Source organism: Oryzibacillus soli, from assembly GCF_051594765.1.
Taxonomy (GTDB): domain Bacteria; phylum Bacillota; class Bacilli; order Paenibacillales; family NBRC-103111; genus Paenibacillus_AR.
Genome location: NZ_JBPPGJ010000008.1, coordinates 93,193 through 116,779 on the forward strand (window position 1 = coordinate 93,193; position 23,587 = coordinate 116,779).

26 protein-coding genes are annotated in these 23,587 nt (G+C 59.4%); 16 read left to right on the top strand and 10 right to left on the bottom strand.

What is annotated here, in order from left to right; all coding sequences use genetic code 11:
- Complete coding sequence (locus ACSEXW_RS12400) at nucleotides 1-1,647, top strand: putative polysaccharide biosynthesis protein (protein WP_438446468.1); 1,647 nt, start codon at nucleotides 1-3, stop codon at nucleotides 1,645-1,647.
- 42 nt (nucleotides 1,648-1,689) lie between these two features.
- Here the strand turns inward: ACSEXW_RS12400 and ACSEXW_RS12405 are convergent, their stop codons facing one another.
- Nucleotides 1,690-2,970, bottom strand: coding sequence for a DUF2515 family protein (locus ACSEXW_RS12405; protein WP_438446647.1), 1,281 nt, complete (start codon nucleotides 2,968-2,970; stop codon nucleotides 1,690-1,692).
- Nucleotides 2,971-3,065: 95 nt separating this feature from the next.
- Between ACSEXW_RS12405 and ACSEXW_RS12410 the strand changes: the two genes are divergently transcribed.
- Complete coding sequence (locus ACSEXW_RS12410; protein ID WP_438446469.1) at nucleotides 3,066-4,523, top strand: copper amine oxidase N-terminal domain-containing protein; 1,458 nt, start codon at nucleotides 3,066-3,068, stop codon at nucleotides 4,521-4,523.
- Between the two features lie 62 nt (nucleotides 4,524-4,585).
- Here ACSEXW_RS12410 and ACSEXW_RS12415 read toward each other — a convergent pair whose 3' ends face one another.
- Together ACSEXW_RS12415 and ACSEXW_RS12420 are read right to left on the bottom strand one after the other, a co-directional pair.
- Nucleotides 4,586-4,768, bottom strand: a complete 183-nt coding sequence (locus ACSEXW_RS12415; RefSeq protein WP_438446470.1) for a type II toxin-antitoxin system antitoxin — start codon at nucleotides 4,766-4,768, stop codon at nucleotides 4,586-4,588.
- Between the two features lie 20 nt (nucleotides 4,769-4,788).
- The gene (locus ACSEXW_RS12420) at nucleotides 4,789-5,631 is read right to left on the bottom strand and encodes an SPFH domain-containing protein (RefSeq protein WP_438446648.1); all 843 of its coding nucleotides are present in this window, start codon (nucleotides 5,629-5,631) and stop codon (nucleotides 4,789-4,791) included.
- Between the two features lie 162 nt (nucleotides 5,632-5,793).
- Between ACSEXW_RS12420 and ACSEXW_RS12425 the strand changes: the two genes are divergently transcribed.
- The 8 genes from ACSEXW_RS12425 (at nucleotide 5,794) to ACSEXW_RS12460 (ending at nucleotide 12,942) form a co-directional block, all read left to right on the top strand.
- Nucleotides 5,794-6,138, top strand: coding sequence for a thioredoxin family protein (locus ACSEXW_RS12425; protein ID WP_438446471.1), 345 nt, complete (start codon nucleotides 5,794-5,796; stop codon nucleotides 6,136-6,138).
- Between the two features lie 196 nt (nucleotides 6,139-6,334).
- Nucleotides 6,335-7,309, top strand: a complete 975-nt coding sequence (locus tag ACSEXW_RS12430; protein ID WP_438446472.1) for a COX15/CtaA family protein — start codon at nucleotides 6,335-6,337, stop codon at nucleotides 7,307-7,309.
- Nucleotides 7,299-9,059 (top strand): UbiD family decarboxylase, encoded by a 1,761-nt coding sequence (locus ACSEXW_RS12435; protein ID WP_438446473.1) that lies wholly within the window; start codon nucleotides 7,299-7,301, stop codon nucleotides 9,057-9,059. Before ACSEXW_RS12430 ends, ACSEXW_RS12435 begins: the two co-directional genes overlap by 11 nt.
- Nucleotides 9,060-9,085: 26 nt before the next feature.
- On the top strand, nucleotides 9,086-9,808 hold the full coding sequence (locus ACSEXW_RS12440) for a Cthe_2314 family HEPN domain-containing protein (protein WP_438446474.1): 723 nt from the start codon (nucleotides 9,086-9,088) through the stop codon (nucleotides 9,806-9,808).
- Nucleotides 9,809-9,853: 45 nt separating this feature from the next.
- Entirely contained in the window at nucleotides 9,854-10,687 is an 834-nt protein-coding gene (locus ACSEXW_RS12445) for a 6-carboxytetrahydropterin synthase (protein ID WP_438446649.1), read from the top strand.
- The gene (locus ACSEXW_RS12450; protein WP_438446475.1) at nucleotides 10,684-11,439 is read left to right on the top strand and encodes an SDR family oxidoreductase; all 756 of its coding nucleotides are present in this window, start codon (nucleotides 10,684-10,686) and stop codon (nucleotides 11,437-11,439) included. Before ACSEXW_RS12445 ends, ACSEXW_RS12450 begins: the two co-directional genes overlap by 4 nt.
- 159 nt (nucleotides 11,440-11,598) lie before the next feature.
- Nucleotides 11,599-12,051, top strand: coding sequence for a MarR family winged helix-turn-helix transcriptional regulator (locus ACSEXW_RS12455; RefSeq protein WP_438446476.1), 453 nt, complete (start codon nucleotides 11,599-11,601; stop codon nucleotides 12,049-12,051).
- Nucleotides 12,052-12,054: 3 nt separating this feature from the next.
- Nucleotides 12,055-12,942, top strand: a complete 888-nt coding sequence (locus tag ACSEXW_RS12460; protein WP_438446477.1) for an SDR family oxidoreductase — start codon at nucleotides 12,055-12,057, stop codon at nucleotides 12,940-12,942.
- On the opposite strand, the gene ACSEXW_RS12465 is transcribed toward ACSEXW_RS12460, so the two are convergent.
- A complete protein-coding gene (locus tag ACSEXW_RS12465) occupies nucleotides 12,923-13,786 on the bottom strand; it encodes an alpha/beta fold hydrolase (protein ID WP_438446478.1) in 864 nt (287 codons plus the stop codon). The two genes, ACSEXW_RS12460 and ACSEXW_RS12465, sit on opposite strands and share 20 nt — an antisense overlap.
- A gap of 177 nt (nucleotides 13,787-13,963) precedes the next feature.
- Complete coding sequence (locus ACSEXW_RS12470) at nucleotides 13,964-14,203, bottom strand: NifU family protein (RefSeq protein WP_438446479.1); 240 nt, start codon at nucleotides 14,201-14,203, stop codon at nucleotides 13,964-13,966.
- A 110-nt stretch (nucleotides 14,204-14,313) separates the two neighbouring features.
- Between ACSEXW_RS12470 and ACSEXW_RS12475 the strand changes: the two genes are divergently transcribed.
- Entirely contained in the window at nucleotides 14,314-14,571 is a 258-nt protein-coding gene (locus ACSEXW_RS12475) for a YuzB family protein (RefSeq protein WP_438446480.1), read from the top strand.
- A gap of 19 nt (nucleotides 14,572-14,590) precedes the next feature.
- Here the strand turns inward: ACSEXW_RS12475 and ACSEXW_RS12480 are convergent, their stop codons facing one another.
- From ACSEXW_RS12480 to mqnE, 3 genes are read right to left on the bottom strand one after another with little or no spacing between them, the layout of a single operon-like run.
- Nucleotides 14,591-15,655, bottom strand: a complete 1,065-nt coding sequence (locus ACSEXW_RS12480; RefSeq protein WP_438446481.1) for an NAD(P)/FAD-dependent oxidoreductase — start codon at nucleotides 15,653-15,655, stop codon at nucleotides 14,591-14,593.
- A gap of 39 nt (nucleotides 15,656-15,694) precedes the next feature.
- Nucleotides 15,695-16,609 carry a M23 family metallopeptidase gene (locus ACSEXW_RS12485; protein ID WP_438446482.1) on the bottom strand — a complete coding sequence of 305 codons (915 nt, stop codon included), beginning with the start codon at nucleotides 16,607-16,609 and terminating at the stop codon, nucleotides 15,695-15,697.
- A 17-nt stretch (nucleotides 16,610-16,626) separates the two neighbouring features.
- Nucleotides 16,627-17,694 (bottom strand): aminofutalosine synthase MqnE, encoded by a 1,068-nt coding sequence (mqnE, locus tag ACSEXW_RS12490; RefSeq protein WP_438446650.1) that lies wholly within the window; start codon nucleotides 17,692-17,694, stop codon nucleotides 16,627-16,629.
- A 343-nt stretch (nucleotides 17,695-18,037) separates the two neighbouring features.
- Between mqnE and ACSEXW_RS12495 the strand changes: the two genes are divergently transcribed.
- Complete coding sequence (locus ACSEXW_RS12495) at nucleotides 18,038-18,247, top strand: Spo0E family sporulation regulatory protein-aspartic acid phosphatase (protein WP_438446483.1); 210 nt, start codon at nucleotides 18,038-18,040, stop codon at nucleotides 18,245-18,247.
- Nucleotides 18,248-18,329: 82 nt separating this feature from the next.
- Entirely contained in the window at nucleotides 18,330-18,689 is a 360-nt protein-coding gene (locus ACSEXW_RS12500) for a HesB/IscA family protein (protein ID WP_438446484.1), read from the top strand.
- An 80-nt stretch (nucleotides 18,690-18,769) separates the two neighbouring features.
- Here the strand turns inward: ACSEXW_RS12500 and ACSEXW_RS12505 are convergent, their stop codons facing one another.
- Nucleotides 18,770-19,510: a stalk domain-containing protein gene (locus ACSEXW_RS12505; protein WP_438446485.1), complete on the bottom strand. Its 741-nt coding sequence runs from the start codon at nucleotides 19,508-19,510 to the stop codon at nucleotides 18,770-18,772.
- Between the two features lie 182 nt (nucleotides 19,511-19,692).
- Here ACSEXW_RS12505 and ACSEXW_RS12510 point away from each other — a divergent pair, with 182 nt between their 5' ends.
- Nucleotides 19,693-20,673 (top strand): phospholipase D-like domain-containing protein, encoded by a 981-nt coding sequence (locus ACSEXW_RS12510; RefSeq protein ID WP_438446486.1) that lies wholly within the window; start codon nucleotides 19,693-19,695, stop codon nucleotides 20,671-20,673.
- Between the two features lie 101 nt (nucleotides 20,674-20,774).
- Nucleotides 20,775-21,776, top strand: a complete 1,002-nt coding sequence (locus tag ACSEXW_RS12515; RefSeq protein WP_438446487.1) for a DUF3231 family protein — start codon at nucleotides 20,775-20,777, stop codon at nucleotides 21,774-21,776.
- A 69-nt stretch (nucleotides 21,777-21,845) separates the two neighbouring features.
- Here ACSEXW_RS12515 and ACSEXW_RS12520 read toward each other — a convergent pair whose 3' ends face one another.
- Nucleotides 21,846-22,595 (bottom strand): metallophosphoesterase family protein, encoded by a 750-nt coding sequence (locus ACSEXW_RS12520; RefSeq protein WP_438446488.1) that lies wholly within the window; start codon nucleotides 22,593-22,595, stop codon nucleotides 21,846-21,848.
- Between the two features lie 130 nt (nucleotides 22,596-22,725).
- Here ACSEXW_RS12520 and ACSEXW_RS12525 point away from each other — a divergent pair, with 130 nt between their 5' ends.
- Nucleotides 22,726-23,394: a DUF1361 domain-containing protein gene (locus ACSEXW_RS12525; protein WP_438446489.1), complete on the top strand. Its 669-nt coding sequence runs from the start codon at nucleotides 22,726-22,728 to the stop codon at nucleotides 23,392-23,394.
- Nucleotides 23,395-23,587: the final 193 nt, after the last annotated feature.

Consider the following 23,587-nt stretch of genomic DNA (forward strand, 5'->3'; position numbering starts at 1 on the left):
ATGTCTAAAGACTCCCTCATCAAAGGCACCATGATCCTGGCCCTGGCTGCGCTCGTAGCCAGGGTTCTCGGGGTTGTCCAGCGGATTCCGCTGGTCTACCTGATCGGCGACACGGGGATGGCCACCTTCGGCATCGCCTTCAACATCTACACGCCCCTGCTCACCATCGCCACCGCCGGGATTCCGAGCGCCCTGAGCAAGCTGGTCTCCGAAAAAATGGAGCTCGGCCTCGTAGCCGAAGCCAACCGCATCTACAAGGCCGCCATCCAATTCGCCTTGGCGGCCGGTGTGGTCATGACCGCGATCCTGATCCTCTTCGCCCCGTATTACGCGAACGAGGTGGCGAAGGATCCCGACGCGGTCCTGTCCATCCGGGCCCTGGCCCCGGCGCTGATTCTGTTCCCCCTGATCGCCATGATGCGGGGGTACTTCCAGGGCCGGCGGATGATGATGCCGAACGGCCTGTCCCAGATCGTCGAGCAGATCGCCCGTCTGATCACGGCCGTGGGCTTGGCCTACCTCCTCCTGAAGCTGGATTGGGGAGAGACATGGGCCATCGGCGGCGCCTCCTTCGGGGGCGTGATGGGCAGCGTGGGAGCCGTGGCCGTGCTGATCTACTATTACATGCGGCTGCGTCGCGCCGATGAGCGCGAGGGCATTGCCGAGCTGGCCCGCAAGGGACAGGCCCAGGCGGAGGCCATCCGGTTCCGCAGCATCTACGGCACCATCTTCAAGGTGTCGGTGCCCATCGTGCTGTTCAGCATGACGGTGCCGCTGATTTATTTCATCGATTCGTCGACGGTCATCACCCTTCTGCAGGGGCAGATGGGGGCCGGTGAAGCCAAGGAGCTCCTGGGCATCCTGACCGGACGGGCTCAGTCCCTGGCCGGCATCCCGATCATCCTGGCCATCGCGCTCAGCCAATCCGTCGTGCCCATCGTCTCCTCCGCCTATGCGCGGAAGGATATGGATGCCGTGCGGCAGCAGGCCACCAAGGCGCTGCAGCTGTCCGTCATCACGGGCCTGCCTGCCGTTCTGGCTATCGCCATCGCGGCGCGTCCCGTTAACGCGGCCATGTTCCCCGTAGACCAGTTCAAGTACCTGACGGGGGAGAACGGCAACGGGCTCATCGCCTTCCTGACGGTGACGGCCCTGTTCCAGATCGTCATGCAGACGTCCGGCTCCATCCTGATGGGCCTCGGGTCCATGCGGAAGCTGGTTCTGTACGTATTCGTCGGTCTGGCTTGCAAGCTGGCGGGCAGCTATCTGCTGTCCATGTGGTTCGGCATTTACGGCATCATGTCCGCGACGGCACTTTGCTTCGTCGTCATGATGGTGCTGAACCTCCGGGAGCTCCGCCGCCAGGTGGACTACGTCATGTTTACGAGACGCCGTTGGCTGGGCTTGGGCATCACGACGGTGGTCATCGTTGCCGTTGGCCTGCCGCTGGAATGGCTGACCAACGAATACGTGACCTGGTTCCCCGGCAAGGTGAACTACTTCGTGAATGCCGCTGTGGTCAGCGGCGTGTGCGTGCTCTTGTACCCGGTCCTGCTGATGGCGACCCGGGTGTATACCAAGGCGGACGCCGCCGATCTGCCGGCTCCGGTCCGCAAAGTGCTGGCCAAGCTGAGCCGCAGAGGCTAGCGGTATGTATGCAGGATGCAGAGAACGCGGGCCGCAGCCGGGCTAATGGCCATCCTCGTCCAGCCCCACCGTCTCGGCGGCCAGCACGGCCAGCTCGATCTTCTGCAGCGCCGTACAAGCGTCGGCGGTCATCTCGAAGGACGCCGGCACCCGTATAGAGCCGAGCCAGGAGGCGGCCTTCGGATCCTTGAACCAATCATAGCGCTCGGGCTTCTCCACCGGATGGTCCTTCCACGCGGCTTGCAGCGGAGGACTGTACAGCGGGTAAGCGCCGGGGCGCAGCCCGCAGCCTTGAAGCCTCTCCGTGTAGCTAGTGGACGGAGGGGCTTTTTTGACGGCGGAGAAGAGTTTGGGATGGTAGTCGGCGCGGGAGCCGGTGTGGGGATGCTGCGCGGCGAATGCCGCCGCACTCACCCGAAGCTCCGGGATGCCGAAGAGGATGCCGTACAGCGCCTTGCCGATGCCGATCCTCTCGTCCAGGCTCGTGAAATCCTCCAGAATGGCTCCCGCCAATCGGTAACCCTTGTCTTCACCGGACCGGTACGGGAAGAACACCTGGTTCAGCTGGAGGAGGGATTGGGCCTGGAAGGCAAGCGTATTCAGCACCTGCTTCTGGTAATAGCCGTTCTCCACCACCCGCCCCTGTATATAATTCTGTTCGTTGATGATGAGGCAGAGAGTGAGCGCCGGAGAAGAATTCCGGTTCGCCCAGAACAGCTCCCAAGCAGGCCGCATGAAGGCGGAGACGTGAAGGAGGGGAAGCAGGTGGAAGAGGGGGCGTCCGGCCTTCAGGCTCTCGGCGTAGAGCAGGAGCTGGGGGTACGCATCCTGGAAGATCAGGGCGTTGGCCCGCTCCAGGAACAGGAACAGATCCCGGCGCTCCTGGCGGTCGAGAATGCGGGGGAGCAGCTCGCCCTGCAGATCCGTCATGGCCCAGCCGCCGTTGCGGGACACCATGTGGGCGAGGAATGCCCAATGAAGCTCCGGGTGCTTGCGGTAGAGCTCCCAATAAGCGGCCGTTCGGGTCACATTGTTACGGTTGGCGGCTTCGGCAGCCTGTTGGATGCGGTTCAGCAGCGTCTTCTCCTCCGCGGCAGGAGCCGCAGGTTCCGGGGGAGAGGACAGAATCCGGCTCCATTCCTTTCGCAGCCTGGCGGTTTCCTCCCGGGTGACATTCAGGCTCCCTGCAAGAGAGAGCAGCTCCCCCTCTGTCTTCCAGCTGTCCCATTTGGTCTGGAGCAGCTTGGCTCCGCTGACGAGCCAGTTCAGCATGTTTCGACCCCAATCGGGACGTCCGCCCCCGGCAGAACCGTTCGTTTGCATCACTTCGTTTCCCCCCTGGCCTCTTCCGGTACTAGGAAGAGCATGTTAAGATATAGAAGAATTCTTATTATGTGGGATGAAAAGGAGCGTAATCCATGAAGCAGCGAATACTGGCCCTCCTCGGCACGACCGTTCTGGTGCTGAGCCTGTTGGCGGGCTGTACGACCGTCGGTGGAGTCGATCTCGAGAAAGTCATGCAGAATGCCATGAATGCTTCATCCTACGAAGGCTCGCACCAGGTGTCCTTCGAGCTGGAGCTCGGCGCCCAAGGGGAAGGCAAGCCGGATTTGTCGGCGATCCGCACCGGCAAGCTGGTCGTCTCCCAAGTGAAGCAGGAATCCAAGACGAAGAGCTCCATGGCGGGCGAGCTTCAGTACGGCGCAAGCAAGGTGCCGTTCCAGGCTTACCAATCCGGTGAAGAATTGGCCGTTGTGCTTCAAGGCTCAGCCGTTCCGCTCCTGATGGGCGACGCCAAGAATATGGCGGGCGGCAAGAAGAAGGAAGGTCCTGCGGCAGGCTTCGGCTTCGATCTGAGCTCTCTGAATTGGCAGGAGCTTCTGGAGAAGCATGGTCCCTCCTTACTGAAATATATGCCGAACCCGGAAGGTCTAACCGTCACGGATGAGAAAGTTACCGTCAACGGCCAGGCGCTGGACGCAAAGGTGATTCACGTCTCCTTGACCGGCGAACAACTGGGTCAAATCATCCGGAAAGGCATCATGAACCTGCTGGCGGACACGGAGAACGGGGATAAGCTGATCGAGCAGATCGTCGTGGGCGTTGTCGGCGATTCTCCGATGAAAGGACTGGGCGTGGCTCTCGTGAAGCAGGTGCTTCGCGAGCTGGCCGATGACCTGAGCGGCTTCGGCCCCATGGCGCCGTATCTGAACAAGTCCAATGTCATGAAGCTGGACCTTTACGTCGACAAGGACCTGCAGGTGCGCCGGTATGCGTATGACCTTCAGCTGAGCGGCTTGAAGCTGTACGATGGTGCCGTAACGGGCCTGAAGGTGAAGGGAACGTCGGATCTGTGGAACATCGGCGGGGCCATCAAGGCGGACAGCGTAGATACCTCCAAGGCGCTGGATCTGTCGAAGCCCTCCTCCATGGCCCGCTACATCAAGGGCTTGGATAAGGATTCCGCCGCTTACCAGCTTCTCGTGAAGGAGCTGAAGGCCACCCGCAAGCACCTGGTGCTTCCGTCTGCCAAGGGCGTGGAGCCGGGCGCTTCGGATACGCCTTACGTGGATCAAGCGGAGGAAGTGACGATGGTTCCGGTTCGCTTCGTAACCGAGAATCTGGACGCGGAAGTGAAGTGGATCGAGGCAACCCAACAGGTGCAGGTTACGGATATCCTCTCCGGCAAGACCCTCCTGTTCACCATCGGCAGCAAAACCGTTCTCGTAGACGGCAAGCCCATCGAGCTGGAGCGGGGCAAAGCGGTTCTGACCGGCGACTATACCTTCGTTCCGGTCCGGATCATCGCCGAGCAGTTCGGCGCTGAAGTCCGTTGGGACGATGCCAACTGGGTAGTCAGCATCATCCGCAACTAACATAAGAAGCCTCTCCCGGGTACAGGATCCGGGAGAGGCTTCTTGCATAAGGAGGAGTCCCCTTATTCGGGGGACTCCTCCTTGAACCGGGGCCGGCCAGGAAGGCGGCCGGCCTTCTGGAGCGCCTCCCGAAGGAGGAACTCCAGATGCCCGTTGACGCTGCGGAATTCGTCGGCGGCCCAACGCTCCAGCGCGTCATAGAGCTGCGGATCGATCCGCAAGGGGAAGCTCTTCTTCGGAGGCACGGCCGTCCGAAGGCTCCCGCTTAGTAGACGGAGCCCGTGTTGATGACGGGGCTGGCGGCCCGGTCCGACACGATGGCTACCATCAGATTGTTGATCATGGCCGCCTTGCGCTCGTCATCCAGCTCGATGACGCCTTGCTCTTGAAGCTGGGAGATGGCCAGCTGGACCATGCCGACGGCGCCTTCCACAATCTTCTGCCGGGCGGAGATGATCGCGGCAGCCTGCTGACGCTGCAGCATGGCGCTGGCAATCTCGGTGGAATAGGCCAGGTGGGTCAAACGGGCTTCCATCACCTCAACGCCGGCAATGATCAGCCGGGTCTGAAGCTCCCGGGACAGCTCGCCGGCCACCTCGTCGGCATGCCCCCGGAGGGACAGACCTTCTCCCGAGAGGTTGTCATAAGGATACTTGCTGGCAACATGACGCAGAGCCGTCTCGCTCTGGATCTCGACGAACTGGGAATAATTGTCTACATCGTACAAGGCCTTGGCCGTATCCACCACGCGGAATACGATGACCGCAGCGATCTCGATGGGGTTGCCCTCCACATCGTTGACCTTCAGCTTCACGCTATTGAAGTTGCGGACCCGCAGGGACACCTTGCGCCGGCCGGAGAACGGGAGGGTCAGCCACATGCCGCTCTGGCGGATGGTGCCCTTGTAATCGCCGAAGAAGGCGACGATAACCCCTTGGTTCGGCTGGACGACGGTGAACATCGTCATCAGGACAAAAGCGACCGTATACAGAATAACGGCTGGCACCGCCTGCTTCAAGACCGTCGCATAAACCGCCAGTCCCAGCAATGCGGCAAAGGCCAACAAACCGACAAACCCGTTCACTTTCCATGCTTGCTTCTCTTGAATCATAGGTGCTCCTCCTATCGGAACAGGAACATTCCGAATGATATGGGATTGATACTGTCATGATATCACTTTTACTATATACTGTAAATAGTAAGATTTGACTAGGGGGTCATATCGTGTTATAAAGAGGAAAATATCACACCCGATAAGGAGGGACTCCTGATGATCGAGATCCGTAAAGAGGCGGATTTCAGAAGCCAGGTCGCGGGACCACTGCCGACCGTTGCCGTTTTTAAGACCACTTGGTGCAAGGATTGCCATTATATCGAACCGTTTATGCCGGACGTGGAGAAGAAGTACGAGAATCGGCTTCAATTCATCGTGGTGGACCGCGACGATCTGGCGGAGCTATGCTCCGAATACAACATCCTGGGCATTCCCAGCTTCATCGTGTTCCGTCAAGGGGAGGAGATCACCCGCTTCGTGTCCAAGCTCCGCAAAACCCGGGAGGAAATCGAGCAGTTCCTCGACCGCTCCCTGCAGGTAGCGGAAGCGCTTGGGGCATAATTCGCTTCGGACGAGAGACCGCCATGGTGCGGTCTTTTTTGTTGGACTGATTCGCTGAAAATCGGGAGATCGATGCCGTTCCTGTCCGTTCGAAAGTTTGTCACATATTAAATTGGCTTCGCTTTATAAAAGCCGATATAATGAAATTTGTTGATAAATATTCTTATTTACCCTCTTGATCGGAGAAGGAACCCGTATGAACAAACAGATGAAACGACTGGCCTTATGGACCTGCATCCTGATGTTTCTGGTGCTGGTGATGGGCGCCCTGGTCACGAAGACCGAGTCGGGGCGCGGCTGCGGAGACGACTGGCCGCTGTGCAACGGCAAATTTGTTCCCGCTTACACCATCGAGTCGTTGATTGAATACAGCCACCGGTTCGTGACGGGCATCACCGGCATTCTGGTACTGGCCTCCTTCCTGGCTGCCTGGCGGTATTCCAGACGCCGCGATGTCCGCTTCTATGCCTCCGGGGCTCTGATCTTCACTGTCATCCAGGCCCTGATGGGAGCTTTCGCCGTCATGTGGCCCCAGTCCCCTCCGGTGCTGGCGCTTCACTTCGGCTTCTCCCTGATCGCCTTCGCCTGTACGCTGCTTCTAGCCGTCGTCACCCGGGATCACGATCCCTCGGCTGCGCCGGAGGAGGCCGCCGCCCGCCACCGGACCGAGCTGGCCGACATGGCCCGCCGCTCGCAGGGAATGGGCCGGCTCCGGAACCTGTCCTGGCTGGTGACGATCTACTGCTATGCGGTGGTCTATCTGGGCGCTTATGTGCGCCATACACAATCGTCCGGCGGCTGCGGCAGGGATTGGCCCCTGTGCAACGGGGAGCTGATCCCCGACCTGACCGGCGCCAGCGGCATCGTCTTCGTGCACCGGATCGGGGCCGTCCTTCTGCTGCTTCTGATCGGTCGGCTCGCCTATGAAGCGAAGCAGGCCCGTTACCCGAAGGAGATCCGGACCTATGCCGCCCTGTCCTTCTATCTGGTCATGCTTCAGGCTGCCAGCGGCGCCTTCGTAACGTTCTCCTTGGGCTCGGACTGGTATCTGCTTGCGGGCTTAATCCATGCCATGCTCATCGCCGGCTTGTTCGGCACGTTGAGCTACCTGTCGGCCTTGACCTTACTCATCTCGCGCAGCAGCAAGGAGGAGGTCTCCCTTGTTAACTGACAACCTGAGATCCTTCATCGATACCCTCCGCCGTGAAAAAGACCTGGCGGTCATCGAAGCCCCCGTCGATCCCTATCTGGAGCTGGCGGAGATTCACCGCCGCGTCATCGACGAGGGCGGGCCCGCCCTCCTGTTCACCAACGTGAAGGGCAGCGCCTTCCCGGTGGTGACGAACCTGTTCGGCACCCGCCGGCGGGTGGATCTGGCCTTCGGCCCGAGACCCGAGGAGCTGATGAAGCGGACCGTCCAGGCCGTACATACGCTGCTTCCGCCCAAGCCCTCTTCTCTGTGGCAGGAGAAGGGGCTTCTCTGGGAGCTGTTGAAGGTGGGCACCAAGACGGTGAACCCGGCTGCCGCTCCCGTCCTCCAGGTATGCGACCGGCGGGACAAGATGGCCAAGCTCCCCGTCATCACCAGCTGGCAGGAGGACGGGGGACCGTTCGTTACTCTTCCTCTCGTCTACACGGAGCACCCGGCCACCCGGCAGCACAATCTGGGCATGTACCGGATGCAGGTGTTCGACGGGAGCACGACGGGAATGCATTGGCAGATCCATAAGGGCGGCGGCTTCCACCACCATGAGGCGGAGCTCCGGAATGAAGCCCTGCCGGTCACCGTATTCCTGGGCGGCCCTCCTGCCCTGATCGCATCCGCCATTGCGCCGCTCCCGGAGCAGCTGCCCGAGCTGCTTATGGCCTCGCTGATCTTGGGCGAGAAGCTGAAGCTGGCCGACAATCCCATGGGCGGCCACCGTCTTGTGGCGGAGGCGGAATTCGCCATCTGCGGTTCGGTTCCGCCCCGCGTCCGGCGGGCGGAGGGGCCGTTCGGCGATCATTACGGCTACTACTCGCTGACCCATGATTTTCCTGTATTCAACATCAACCATATATGGCACCGTAAGGATGCGATTTACCCGGCCACCGTGGTGGGCAAGCCCCGCCAGGAGGACTACTACCTGGGCGAGTTCCTGCAGCGGCTCCTGTCTCCGGCGTTCCCCATAGCCATGCCGGGGGTGAAGGACCTGTGGACCTACGCGGAAACGGGCTTCCACGCCCTGGCTGCCGCCGTGGTCCGGGAGAGCTACCGGAGGGAGGCCTTGGCTTCCGCGTTCCGCATCCTCGGGGAAGGCCAGCTGACGCTGACCAAGTTCCTGATCGTGACGGACCGGCCCCAGGATCTGTCCCGGTTCCCCGAGCTGCTGGAGTCGGTGCTGGAGCGCTTCAATCCGTCCGAGGATTTGTTCATCTTCAATCACACGTCCCATGACACGCTGGACTATACCGGCGGCCGCCTGAACCATGGCAGCAAGGCGCTGCTCTTGGGCGTCGGCCAGCCCGTCCGGCAGCTGCCCGGGGTATACCGGGGCGGCGACCTGCCCGGCGTCCGGGGCCTGAAGATCTACTGCCGCGGCTGTCTCGTCGTATCCGGCCCGTCTTACACGGAGGATCCGGAGCTGGCGGCCCGCCTGGCGGAAGAGTCCGGGGATAGGCTGGCTGAATGGCCGCTCGTTATCGTGGCGGATGACGCCAATTGTGCGGAGGACCAGACGGCTTTCCTCTGGTCCGTCTTCACCCGCTTCAATCCGGCGACGGACATTTACGCCCGCTCCCGGGTTGAGCGCAACCATATTGCTTATGAGCTGCCAATCATCATCGATGCCCGCATGAAGCCCGGCTACCCGGACGAGCTGATCCCGAGGGACGATGTCGTGTCTCTGGTGGACCGGCGCTGGAACGAATATTTTGCCTAGAAGACACGTATGAAGGGGGATCCCGATTGCTCCGCATCCTGTTCAACGAACCCAAGCGGGTGGACCAAGGCGAGCTCCTGAAGGCCTTTGAAGCGATTGACGCTTACCGGACCAAGCTGGAGCGGCTGGGCCCCAAGGGGCACCCCTCCAAGACTACGGACGCCCATGCCATCCCGAGGCTGGAGCTGTGGGCCACCGGCTTCCGGGATGCCCTCGACGAGCTGGAGGAAAGCAAGTACGCCGCCGAGAAATTCGCCCGTTTCGTCAAAGCCGCCTATGTCGAGGACATGAAGGAGGAGGAGCGGGATCACTACCGCCGCTACCTCTATTTCTATAAGAATGCGATTATCCGGGTGTTCTCCGTGCTGGATAAGCTGGGGTACTTCCTGGATGAACTGTACTCGCTGGGGACCGGCCGGGTGAAATCCCGGTTCTCGTACTTTACGGTGCTCCGCCAGATGCACGAGCGCAAGATCGAAGCGGAGCTGGAGCAGAGGCTCTTCGATCTGAAGAAGACGTACCAGGAGCCGCTGCGCCGTCTGCGAAGCCAGCGGAATATGGAGATCCATCTCTTGAACGCGGAGATGGTGGACGACATGCTGCTTGCGAAGAACGCCATCCGGCATGACGGCCGCCAGAAGGTGGAGAGCCTGCGGGAGAATCTGTCGGATCTGGCGCTGAGCTACGAAGCGGTGTGCCGGACGGTGGAAGCCGTCTTCAGCAACGCGAAGCGCTCGGCCAGAACCTGATCGGACCGCATGAAGATCAGAATGAAGGAGGGAACGGACTTGAGCATGGTTTATATGTCGCGCAAGCTGTATTTTTCTGCCGCTCATGTGTACCGGGTGCCTTCCTGGAGCCAAGAGGAGAACGAGCGTGTCTTCGGACCCTGCAGCAACCCCAGCGGCCATGGACACGATTATACGCTGGAGGTTATGGTCCGGGGGCCGGTGGACGAACGGAGCGGCATGGTGGTGAACATTACGGAGGTGGACCGGGTGGTCGGCAGCTTCCTGGACCGGGAGCTGGACGGCAAATTTTTGGACCGCGAGGTTCCCTACTTCTCCGAACGGATTCCGACCACTGAGAATCTGGTGACTTATCTGTGGGAGTCTCTGGAGGGCGGAATGCCCGGCTGCGAGCTGCACCGGATCCGTCTCCGGGAGAACCCCTACCTCTATTCCGAAAAGGAGCGCGGTTCCATGATCAAGCTGACGCGAAAATATCATTTCTGCACCGCCCACCGTTTGCATGCCGCGGCGCTCTCCGATGAAGAGAACCTGCGTCTGTTCGGGAAGTGCAACAATCCACACGGACACGGGCACAACTACTATCTGGAAGTGACGGTGGAAGGAACGCCGGACCCCGTCACCGGGATGATCATCAACCTGACGGATCTGGACGGTGCGGTGAACCGGGAGATCATCAAGCGCTTCGATCACAAAAACCTGAATCTCGACACAGTCGAGTTCCGCGAGCTGAATCCCACCTCGGAGAACTTCGTCAAGGTGATCTGGGACCTGCTCGCCCCGGTGCTGCCTCAGCTGTCGAAGGTGGGGCTGTATGAGACGGAGAAGAACTACTTCGAATACAGCGGTGCTCCCTACGGGCAAGGGGTGACGGCATGACGGCGGCGGGAAGCTTGTTCGACTGGAACAGCCGCCTGCGCGGCATGACCGTCGCCGTAACCGGCGCCAGCCGGGGCATCGGCCGGGAGACGGCGCTGCAGCTGGCGCAGCATGGCGCCAAGCTGGTGCTAGGCGCCCGCGATATGGCGGCACTGGAGCAGCTTGCGGCTGAGCTTCAGTCCGCCGCGCCTGAGGCCGAAGTGGCGGTGACGGGGCTCGACGTGACGGACGAGGACTCCGTCCGGGCCTTCGTACGGCTGGGCGCCGAGCGGTTCGGCCGCGTGGACGCCCTGGTGAACAATGCCGGCTTCGGCGTCTTCGCCGGAACGTTGGAGATGTCGGCGGACGACTTCAGCCGGATGGTGGATGTGAACCTGAAGGGAGCCTTCCACTGTGCCCAAGCCTTCGGCCGGTTGATGGTGGAGCAGGGGAGGGGGCATATCCTGAACCTGGTGTCCATCGCCGGAACGACGGCTCTGGCCGGCTGTGCCGGTTATTCCGCCTCCAAGTTCGGCCTCCTGGGCTTGACCAAGGTGCTGCAGACGGAGCTGCGCCGTCAAGGCGTGCAGGTGACGGCAGTCATCCCGGGCTCGGTCAAGAGCTCATTCTGGGACGGCATGGAGTCCACGCCGAACCTGGACGACATGATCCCCACTGAGACGCTGGCCGCTCACCTGGTTTATCTCTTGGGTCAGCCCGATGGCGCCTTTATCGATGAGATCACCATCATGCCCCCGAAGGGGATTCTGTAAGCTTATACCCAATCATCAGGTTCCCTCCAGCCGTGGACAGACGGTTATGGGGGGAACCTGTTTTTTGGCGTCATGTGCGAAACCTCATAGTGGTAACAGCTATTTAGTTTGTACACTAACTATATGCACACTAACGATTTCGTTGTGAGGAGGACTCCCATGGAGCCCGAAAAGTCGAATATCGGCTACCTGTTGAACAAGGCCGCATTGCGGCTGAAGTGGAAGCTCTCTTCCCGTCTGGAGCAGCATGGGATCACGATAGCCCAATGGTCGGTGCTTCGGGATCTTGCCTATCAAGCGCAGATGACGCCGGGTGAGCGGCGGAATACTCCCGCCCAGATTGCGGCACGGCTCGAGATGGACCGTCCAACGCTGTCCGGCATTCTGGAACGTATGTCCAAGAAGCAGTGGGTCCGCATCTCGACCCATCCGCAGGACCGCCGGTCCCAGCTGGTGGAGCTGACGGAGGAAGCGGAAGCTCTGATTTCTCCGCTGATGCGGGAGAGCGAGGAAACGCTCCGGCTCGCCCTCCAGCGGATGGAGGACGACGAAATCAACCGGCTGCGTGCCACACTGGCCAAGCTGATCCATAATCTGGACGAGGGGGAATGATCGATGGATAACCCATCCGTGAATAATGCTCTGATTACGGGCATCACCGGCAACGTAGGCTTGTACGCAGCGCAAGAGCTCCACCGTCAGGGATATCAGGTGACAGGAGCTGTGACAAGCCCGGAGCATGCGCGCCAGAAGCTGGGGGAGGCGTATCGGCTGGTCCGGTTTGACTTTAGGGAGCCCGCTACCTATGCCGAGGCGCTGGACGGCGTGGACCGGATCTTCCTGATGCGCCCCCCGGCGCTGTCCGATCCCGGACAATTGGCCCCGTTCGTGGCGGCGGCGAAGGCCCGGGGTGTCCGTCATGTGGTATTCTTGTCGCTCTTGGGGATCGAGAAGAACCCTTTTCCGCCCCACGCGAAGATCGAGAAGCTGCTGGCCGCCTCCGGCATGGCCTATACTTTCTTAAGGCCCAGCTTCTTCATGCAAAATCTGACCGGCCCCCATCTGGAAGACATCCGGGACCGCAACGACGTCTTCGTGCCCGCCGGACGGGCACCGGTCAGCTTCATCGATACCCGGGACATCGGCGAAGCGGTGGCGCGGATTCTGATGAATCCCGACTCTCACGCCAACCGCGCCTACGATCTGACGGGAGGGGAAGCGATCACCTACCATCAAGCGGCGGCCATCTTAACCGAAGTCCTGGAGCGGCCCATCACCTACTCGAATCCGTCAACTTTCAGGTTCCGGAGAGAGAAGCTCCGCCAAGGCGTGGACCGAAGCTACGTCACCGTCATGTGCGGACTGTACCTGATGACGAAGCTGGGCATGGCCAAGAGGGTCACGGGAGAGCTCGAGCGGATTCTGGGACGACGGCCCAACACCTTCGGCGCCTTCGCCCGTGATCATGCTTCATGCTGGCTTCCTAAGCGCGGGGAGTGTTGACGAGCCACCCGGATAAGACGGTGTGGAAGGCCTCCGGCTCCTCCAGCATCGGATAGTGTCCGCTCCCCTCGAAGATATGCTTCGTCACGTGCGGAAACGCTTCCTCCACCCCGTTCCACAAGGTGTCCGGCCCCACCAAATAATCGTAACGGCCCAGCCCCAGGAACACGGGCTGGTGGACCAGGCGCAGCTCCTCCAGCAGGCTGCGGCGGGCGAAGGCCTCTCCCCAGAGATGATCGATGACAGGCATGTTCGTATAGATCCCGTTCCACAGCCATGCCCCGTCATAGCCGGGATCGCGGAAGCTCTGGGCTCCCATCCGGATACAGACATGGGCGAACCGCCGCTCGGGCTCAGCAGCAAGATCCTGCTCCAGATGGGCCATATCCCGCTCGAAGCGGCTTAACCGCTCCGGGGAGCCGTGCCGGAGAAAGTGCTCGAAGCTGGTCTGCTGCCTCTCGGGGCTATTGGTGGGAGCGGTATTCAGCAGAATCACCTTGGATACCGCTTCCGGATAACTCCGGGCATAGGCCATGGCCAAGAATGCGTGTCCCGAGTGCCCCAGAACCGCCACCTGCCCCAGTCCCAGAGCCTGCCGGACCGCTTCCAGATCCTCGATCACCCGGTCCTCGACCGTCCCCTCGTTCAAGCTTTCCATGCCCACCGGGGGTTCTGCGAATCCCCGGTGGTCCACATGGATGAACCGCCCTTGCGCCAGCAGCTCCCGCGGGAAGAGCCTCGGGTAGAAGACACTGCTGCCGATTGCCAGCACCGGAGTGCCTTCCCCTTCGATCCGGTAGCGCAGGTTCCAACCGTTCACTTGCAGGATGCCTTCCTGAGTCATTGTCGGCCTCCTCCTTTATCTATATTTTCTTGTACGCCATTCTTCATCATAGCAATCGGCCGGAAGAGCGGGAATGGAAACTTTGGCTATAACGGATTCTCCGGCTGCCGCCCCGAATGTGCCAAAAAAAGGCCCTCCTCCCGCAGGAAGATGGCCTTGTTCTGGTTCGGGAATCTATTAAAATACCTGAACGACTTCCGTAATGCCCTCAACTTCTTCGACCAAGGCACGCTCGATGCCGGCCTTCAGAGTGATGGTCGAGCTCGGGCAGCTGCCGCAAGCGCCCATCAGCTTCAGCTTCACGACTCCGTCCTCCACGTCCACCAGCTCCACGTCCCCGCCGTCACGCTGAAGGAACGGGCGCAGCTTATCGAGAACTTCCATAACCTCATCGTATACTGTATTCTGTTCACTCATTTGCCTCAACTCCTTTCTTTTATTATTATATTACAAGTACACAAAAAATAAAATTGGTTGCACGGCCCGGCAGCCTCCAGGGAGCCGGGAATGTAAGGGGGAAGCTTGCCATGCGGCCGATCATCGAATTCTGCACGAACAATATGCACCACGGCACCGCCGAGGTGATGAAGAAGCTGGAGCAGTCGCCGGATTACGACGTGGTCGAATACGGCTGTCTCGGCAATTGCGGAGAATGCTACCTGTTTCCTTATGCGTTGGTGAACGGAGAGACCGTTGCGGGCGAGACCGCGGAGCAGCTCATGGAACGCATCATGGAGAAGATCAAGGAGCTGGAGGAGATGGACCGCGTCCTGGGAGACGGATAAGGTCTGCCGCTGCCGCACATTACCCGAAGTGGCGCTTGGATTTCCAGAGGACCCCGCTTTTCAGAGCTCTAGGGACCTTGCCCACCATAACCGTACGATTGCCCATAACGCCGAAGCCGGACTTTTTGCCGAGGGAGCCTAAGACGCCCTTCAGCTTGATCAGTCCGAGCCGAGGCGTTTCGTTTTTCCAGAGGGCCCGGAGAATCAGGGCAATCTGCTTGCCCTGTCCCTCGGCTGCTTGAGCGCTGGGGGAGAAGGGCAGGCTGGCGCAATCCCCAACGACGAACACCTCGGGGTAGGCCGGTATCCGGTGGTATTCATCCAGCTTGACCCGGCCCATGGCATCCTTCTCTACCGGCATGGCCTGGACCACGGGGCTTGGTTGGATGCCTGCGGTCCAGACGGTTACATCGGTCACGATCGGCATACCGCCGTCATACAGAGCACCATCCTCGACACGGGTGAGCGCCACATGGGAACGCATCTCCACGTCATGCTCCAGGAACCATTCCCGGACGAAGCCTTGGAGCTTCTCGGGGAAAGCGGACAGAATGCTCGGTCCCCGGTCCAGGATGCGGATGGACAGGTCCGGCCGGCTTTCCCGAAGCTCCGCGGCGATCTCGACACCCGACAATCCTCCGCCGACGACGGTAATCTGGCCGAAGGGGCGTACGTCCTGCACCTTCTGATAGGTTCTCCGGGTGGCGGACATGGTCTGCAGGCTGCAGGTGAATTCCTCCGCACCGGGGATGTCATGGTATTTATCCACGCAGCCCAGACCGACGACCAGCCAGTCGTAGGAGAGGGGATCCTGGCCGGCCATCCGGATCTGCTTGTTCTCCAGATCGATTGCGGTTACCTCTCCGTATTTCATCTGAAGATGGGGATGGACCGGGTATCCCACCCGGACGTCCCGCTCCGAGATGGTTCCGGAGGCTAGGGCATAATACTCGGTCTTCAATCCCTGGAACGGCAGCCGGTCGATCATCAGGATAACCGTGTCTTGGGGAATGTCCTTCTCCAACAGATGGTGCGCGATGGTCAAACCTCCGTAACCGCCACCCAAAATCACGAGCTTCTTCATTCGGTCTGCCCTCCCTTAGGAACCATGATCCTGCAATCTCTATTTGTTCTGCCAGCGGAACGGCGTCTTGTCGAAGAACCGGTCCGGATTGGTGGCCGTGTTCCCGATCCAGAAGGTGAAGTGCAGGTGCGGCCCGGTTGAGAAGCCGGTGCTGCCCACCTCGCCGATCACCTGGCCGGCCGTTACCGTATCGCCGGTGCGAACCGACAGCTTGGATAAGTGCGCATATTGGGAAAATAAATGCATGCCATGATCGATATAGATGGAATTCCCGGTCAGATACAGCTCCTCGGCCAGAACCACCTTGCCGCTGTTGGCAGCCTTGACGGGAGTGCCTGTGGGTGCGGCCAGATCCACGGCCCGGTGAATGCTGTTGAAGACGCCGTTGACGTAGCGGGTATAGCCGTAAGGGGTGGTCAGCCTGCCGTTAACCGGTTTCACGAAGGGCTCCCGATACAGAAACCGGGGCTCGGACTTGCTGCGGGCCAGATCGATCTTCTTCTGGTCGGCGTTGATCCGGTCCGTATTCTGCCACATGCTCTCCTGCTCTTGGGTGACGGTCAGACGGTCCGTATCGAAGGCTTTGGTCTTCACGGTCAGCACAGCGCTGCCGTGACCGTCCGTCAGCGGGTAGGTGCCGGGCTTCGTATCCGTCGGAACGGGCAGCAGGGTGAAATATCCGGCGCCGAATTCCTGCAGCGGGTAGGACCTGCCCTGCCAAGCCACCTCGCCGCCGCTCCGGGAGCGGACCAGGAGGGCATCCCCCTGGTCCACGGTGGAGGGGAGCAGCACCATCGGCTCCTCCATCAGACGCTCGGCCTGGGCCGGCTCGGCATAATAGGAGGCCTCGAGAGCGATGGCCTGCCGCAGAAGCTCCGCCTCCGCCTTGGCCTGGGTGTCCGCCGCGGAGGTCAGCGATTGAAAGACCAGCATCATCGCGATCAGCCAATCCATGGTTGCGCGTCCTCCGGTCAGTAGGTCTTGATCACGTTATAGAACGTATCCCGTTCGATCGGGGTGCGTCCGGCGCCCTTCACGAGCCAGATCAGCTCGTCACGGGTCAGTCCTGCCGGTGTCAGCGCGCCGGCGGAATGGCTGATGCGCTCCCGGACCAGAGTGCCGTGTACGTCGGAGGCGCCGAAGGACAGGGCCAGCTGGGTAAGCTGGGTTCCGATATTGATGAAGTATGCTTTGACGTGCGGGAAATTGTCCACCATCAGGCGGCTGATGGCGATGGTCTTCAGATCGTCGAAGGCGCTGGTGCGCCGCTTGATGCCGGCACTCTGGCTGATCGGCTGGACGGCCAGCGGGATGAAGACCATGAAGCCGTTGGTCTCGTCCTGCAGTTCCCGGAGGTAGATCATGTGCTGGAGGCGCTGCTCCTGGGATTCGATGGAGCCGTAGAGCATGGTGGCATGGGTTTTGAAGCCCAGCTGGTGGGCGGTCCGGTGGACCTCCAGCCATTGGTCCAGAGTTGCCTTCTCTACCCGCATCTTCTGGCGGTAATGGTCGGAGAGAATCTCCGCTCCGCCGCCCGGCATGGTGTCGAGCCCCGCCTCGCGGAGCTCCTGCAGCACTTCCTTATAGCTCAGGCCGCTGATCCGGGAGAAAAAGTCGATTTCCGCCGCCGTGTAGGCTTTGATTGTAATATGCGGATACTTGTTCTTCAGGGCGCGGATGCAGTCCTTGTAATACTGGAACGGAACCTTGTCGTTATGTCCGCCGGTGATGTGGAACTCCCGGACGCCGGGAGTGATGTGCTTCTCGACATAGTCGATCATCTCTTCACCGGTCAGGGTGAAGGCCCCTTCCTGGCCCTCGTCCTTGCGGTAATTGCAGAAGGCGCAGTGCGCCTCGCAGACGTTGGTGAAGTACAAGGTCATATTCTCAATAAAGTAGACGTTGTTTCCGTTCTTCCGCTGGTTCGCTTCGTTGGCTAATTGCCCGATGGTCAAAAGATCGTCCGACTGATACAGGAACATACCGTCCTCCAAGGACAGCCGTTGTCCGTTGCGGACCTTCTCGGCGATTTCAGCCATGCGGGTTCCCGGGGTGGGGATAATGATGCTCACGGGTAAGCCCCTCCTTCATCTGGTGGTTCGAATGAGCCGGCATCTCCGGCTGTGAAAGCTTGCACATGCCACAGCGGAGCCCCGGCAGGATCTGGCGGCTGCTTGGGAGCGTCGCGTGTTCACCAAAACTTCAAATTTATCTTTTTCATTATAAACCTACAGGATAGGCGGGGCAATACGAAATGAATGCAGGAATTCTCCTGAAAAAAGGGAATTCTTGCAATTTCAGTGCGGGAATTTGTTCCCTTTTGTTAGAAATTCATGTATACTAGTGCATTGTGGGTTTCGGATAAAGACTGGATAAGGTGAGATGGAAATGTGTGTCGCCTGCTTGGAGCCGATCGAGGATATTGTGGTCAAAATTGAAAATAAAAGAAGTTTGATGAACCGTCTGGCGGACGAGCTGGGGATCGTGCATCCGGCCGTCATGCGGGCCAGCCAACAGCTGGACGAGCTCCTGCTGCAGTATTATTCCATCGCACGCAGCTTCCAGAGAGGCTCGGCAGCCCGCGCGCACTGACTTCTAAGAGACATGATGCCGCTTCGACTTGTAGCCGTCCCCCTTACGGGCTATACTGACTATAAGGAAGGGAGGGCGACTCATGATTAACATTAGCGATTCCGCGGCAGACCGGATCAAGGAGCTGCTGGCGGCTGAGGAAACCCCGGATTTGTTCTTGCGTTTGGGCGTCCGTCCGGGCGGATGCAGCGGCTTCTCCTACGCCATGGGCTTCGACGACGAGGTCCACGACGGAGATGAGGCTTTGGATATTAAGGGACTCAAGGTGGTCGTCGAATCCGACAGCCTGCGTTACCTGAACGGCGTCGAGATCGACTTCAAGGACAGCGGCATGGGGGGCGGGTTCACCATCGACAACCCCAATGCGGTAGCGTCCTGCGGCTGCGGCTCATCCTTCAAGGTGAAGGACGAAGAGGGCCAAGTCGAGAAGTGCGACGACTGACGATGGACAACTAATACCCCCGAACAGAAGTTTCGGGGGTGTGAATTCCGGCCTCCCGCCTTGCGGGAGGTTCTTTCGTTTTATTGGACCGTGATCTCCACGGTGGCCTTCAGATGGTAGTCTTCTTTCTCTCCGTCTAACCGATAGTTTGCGTGGGAGGAAATGATGTATTTGCCCTTCGGCAGGCTTCCGGGAGACGGCATTGTTTTTTCATAGGTAATGATATCATATTGGCCTATTTTGTAGCTGTTGTATTGGATAATGTTCCATGTTCCGAGGGTGGCGGCATACTCATCACCGGGCTCGAAGACCGTTCTGGCGCTGACTAGCGCATAGATTTGATTAGACTCATAGCCGGCTTCATCCTTGATCGAGAGACCCAGTATCGGTTCACCATGACGAATCGTAATGGCCTTGTCCTGCTCATTCACCAACCTAGACCATATCCGGACGGGCTCTCCCTCCATATATTCGGTTTTGGCCGTATGAATGGTCAGCTTGAAGTGGTCGTTGGATACGGTCTCATGAGCTTGAGATTTTCCTAGATAATTCACATTGTTGTTAACGGTAATGGTCTCTTTAGCATCATCATAACCGACAGGTAGATGAAGTGCGTTGGAGTATTGTCTTAACGGGACATAGACGCGATCGTTATAACTTAATAAGGGGGCTTCTTCGTCCTTGAAGCGTACCTCTTGATCATTGACGAACAGCTTCGCATGGGAAACCTTAGCCTGAATGACGCGTTCATACATGGCGTTTGCCGTTGTGGTCAGAGCGGAAAACAGCAGGACGGTCAGGATAATCCCTTTCGTCTTCATAGAAATATCGCCTCCATAATGGATATAATTCCATTATTATACACATATTCAACCATTCTGGGAATCTATGGAACCCTTTTCTCTGGTCATAATGACCGCAGTCACTTCCAATTCAAGGCAAACATTTGATACTATGAAGAGAAGAAGAGTTTCCTAGAATGGCACAGCGGGGAGGAAGGCCGATGAATGGGACCGGATTTGCGGTGTTGGTGACGGGACTGCTACTGGTTTGGCGTATCGCGATTGATTTTGTACCGATGTTTCCATTGAACGATCTCTCCCGGAAGAGCGTGAAGAGCCGCACCCGGGATTGGGCGGTGCATTACATCCCACTGGGTCTGGTCCTGCTCTTGAACCTGTCACCCAATCGGCTGGCGGTTGCGGCAGGCCTGGTCATTGCGCTGCTCTATGCGGTGGTTCAAGCAGTCACCTGGTGGATCCCCTACTGGCAGGGAGGATCCGAGAGCCAGGAGCACCGCTGGGAGCATCAGTATGGGAGAACCCACCGGTTCCTGCCTTCCATGCGGGGGAGGATAGTGCCGGATACCTCCCATGTCATTACGGGAGCGCTGACGATTGTGATGGCTGTGGGAATTTCCGCCCATCTGTGGACGGGGACCGGCGGTACGGCTAAGATCGATACGGCTACCGTGGCACCAGCTGCAACAGATGCCGCACCGCAGAAGGTGGAGACGGCCTTCACCCAATCGGGGCAAAAGCCCGAGCAGCTTCTGATCCAAGTATACAAATCGGCCAAGAGCACGCTGGATATCGCCATCAGCGCCATCAACCATGAAGAGATCGTCGCAGCCATCCTGGATGCGCGCATCCGGGGGGTTCAGGTCCGGGTCATCACCGACCGGACGGAATCCGCCAATGCGGCCCAGTCGGACAAGCTGAAGAGCCTCCTGGAGGCCGGGATTCCCGTGAAGGAGAATTCGCGCAAGGGTCTGATGGACCTGAAGATGTCCATCGTCGACGATCAGACCGCCACCACCGGCTCCTTCAACTATACGGTGAATGCCTCCACCTCCAACGACGAGATGCTGGTCGTCCTGCGGGAACCGGAGACGGCGAAGCAATGGAAGAAGCAATTCGACGCGATGTGGAATGACACCCAGAACTTCCGCGATCTGAAGCTCGGTGTCGTACCCAAGAAGTAAGCAGCCCCCCGGGCTGCTTTTTTTTGATTCTCATTCCTATGAAATAAACGAGGAACCTTTTGGGCAGGTTAAGGATACGTTACAAGATTGGAGGGACATTGATGGTGAACCATGGAGTTCCTATTACTACCGGGGAGCTTGCGCCGCTTTGGTCCGGATTTCTGGGCGACAGCATGGCGAAAGCCGTGCTTAACCACTTCCAAGCCACCGTACAGGACACGGAGATCCGGTCCATCATCGCGTTCGCACTGAGTCTGACGGAGGAGCATCTGTCGTTTAAGATCAAGCTGTTTGCGGAGGAAGGCGTCCCTAAGCCTGAGGCTTTTTCCAGTGAGGATGTGGATCTGGGAGCCCCTCCGCTCTTCACCGATACACTCGTGCTTCATTATCTTAGGCAGATGGGTATTTCGGGGGTGGCTGCCTATGGCCTGGCAGTCGGGAGCTCCTTCCGAAGCGATATCCGCGAATTCTTCAACCATAATCTGAAGACGGCGACGGAGCTCCTGAACAGGGCTACCACTCTGCTGCTGGAGAGAGGGCAGCTGTTCAAGACACCGGTCATTCCCTTTCCGGAGCATTCGGAGCTCGTCCAGAAGGAAGGATGGCTGAACGGCTGGTTCGGGGACCGCCGGCCCTTGAATGCGGTAGAGATCGCGCATGTTCACCTGAACATCATCACCAACTCCTTGGGAAAGGCGCTCATGAGCGGGTTCGCCCAAGCTTGCAGGACCAAAGATGTGATGGAGTTCGTCCTGCGGGGCAAGGCACTGGCGGAACGGCATATCGTGACCCTCCGTACTTATCTGGAGAAGGACGGGCTTCCGTCCCCGGCCAATCTGGATGCCGAGGTCACGGCATCCACACGCCCTCCATTCTCCGAGAAACTGATGCTGTTCCATACGGTGTTCCTGACGGCCATCGGCATCGGAGGCCTCGGGAATGCCCTCGCCGGAAGCGTGCGACGGGACTTGGCTGCAGAGTACGTACAGCTGATGGCCCAGGTCGGCACCTATGGGGACGACGGGACCGAGCTCCTGATCCGGTACGGATGGATGGAGAAGATCCCGGGTGCCGTGGAGCGGGACGCGCTGCTTCCCTCTTAAGCGGCCTCATCCCGACACACAACAGCGCTCGGACCGTATCCCGGCCGGGCGCTGTTTGTTTGCTTATGTTCAGGCCGGAGGCAATCCCCGGTACCGGGCCGTCCGGAGCTCTCTGGCGTACGGCTCCAGATCCGGCATATCCGCTTCCTCTGCTTGGCGGATGGCTCCTTCGATGTCGTAAGGGACCCGTACCAGCTGAACCCCGAACGGGGCAGGCTGGAGCGAGCCGAAGTTTCCCTCGAGGACAGCATAGACCGCCTGGTTCATATCGAGGGGGTTGCCTACGCTGCCGGCATTGAAGAGCATCCGTCTGCCGAGATGCTGGACGAAGGCGTTGTGCACGTCGCCGTAGCCGACGACATCCGGAGCGGAAGATTCACCGGAAGAACTGCCCCGGTCCACAAGCTCCGTATGATCGAACATGGCCATCCGCTCCTCGAGGGGATGACCCGGCTGAACGCGGTGGTACAACCCCTTGGCCGAAGCGTGGAACAGGCGGATCTTGCGACCGCTCATATAGAAGTCATGGGAATACGGCAGGTGCTCCAGATACCGGAGCCGGTCCGGGCCCAGCCGGTCCCGGTGCCAATCGAGTACGGCGTCGCTCTTGCGGCTTACGAGATCGTCCCAATTGCCCTGAACCACTACCTGGCAGCTTCCGCGGACCAGATCCACGGCGGCGTCGGGGCTGGGGCCCTTGCCGACAAGATCGCCCAAACAGTAGATCCGTCCGATTCCCCTCTGACGGATGTCCTGGAGCACGGCCAGCAGAGCGGGCTGGTTGCCGTGAATGTCCGAGATGACGGCGATTCGATCCATGATGATACATCCTCCTGACCAGCCGTTTGGGGGCTTTTTCTTTTTGGGGGGCAAACATGTATAATATTTACAATAATCGAATCGGGTGCAAAAGAAAAGCCCCCTTGGAGAGAGGACGCGTGAAAAGTTCATGTATCGTAGTGATTGGATCCGGTGGTATGCCGGCTTCGTCTTGGCGACAGCCGCAGGATGTCTGTGGGTGCTGTACCGGGTCAAGATCTCCGGAACCGGATTCTATACCTTTATGATCTGGAATCTCTTCTTGGCTTGGATTCCGATGTGGGCCGGCACAGCCTGGCATTGGCTTGGGACAAGCCCGGCTGGCGGAAGCATCCGGCGGGCGGTGCGCTGGGCGCTGGGCGGCAGCTGGCTGCTGTTTCTTCCCAATGCTTCCTATGTGGTGACGGATCTGATCCATTTCACCTACGTGCGGGGAAAAGGGCTCTGGCCTTGGTCCGATCTGTTCATGCTGGTGCTGTTCGCCTGGATCTCGCTGCTGTTGGGTTACGTCTCGCTGTACGTCTTCCACCATGCCGTGCGCCGAAAGTACGGCTGGCCGGCGGGATGGGGGTTCAGCTTCACCGTGCTGGTGCTGCAGGCGGTGGGTGTGTACGTGGGGAGGGAGCTGCGCTGGAACAGCTGGTGGGTGCTCACCGATCCGCACCGGATGCTGGCGGATCTACCGGTCTTCCTGGAGCCGGAGCCCTACCGGTTCATCGCAATGGCCGGCGTGTTCGGCATCATGGGGTATCTGATGATCTATTCTTTCCTGTACCGTCCGGGAGGACAAAATCCTTGATTTGGAAGAAAATCTTTCGACATATCCCGACTTGTCCGCAGATGTGTATAACTTTTATCCACAAATCAACACGGATAAATAGACATATCTCGAGGTCTGTCAACATCCTATCCACAGTCTGTGCACAGGAGAGTGTGGATAACCGGAACGCTTGTTCTATTCATTCTATCATGATACTATGAATCTACCACGT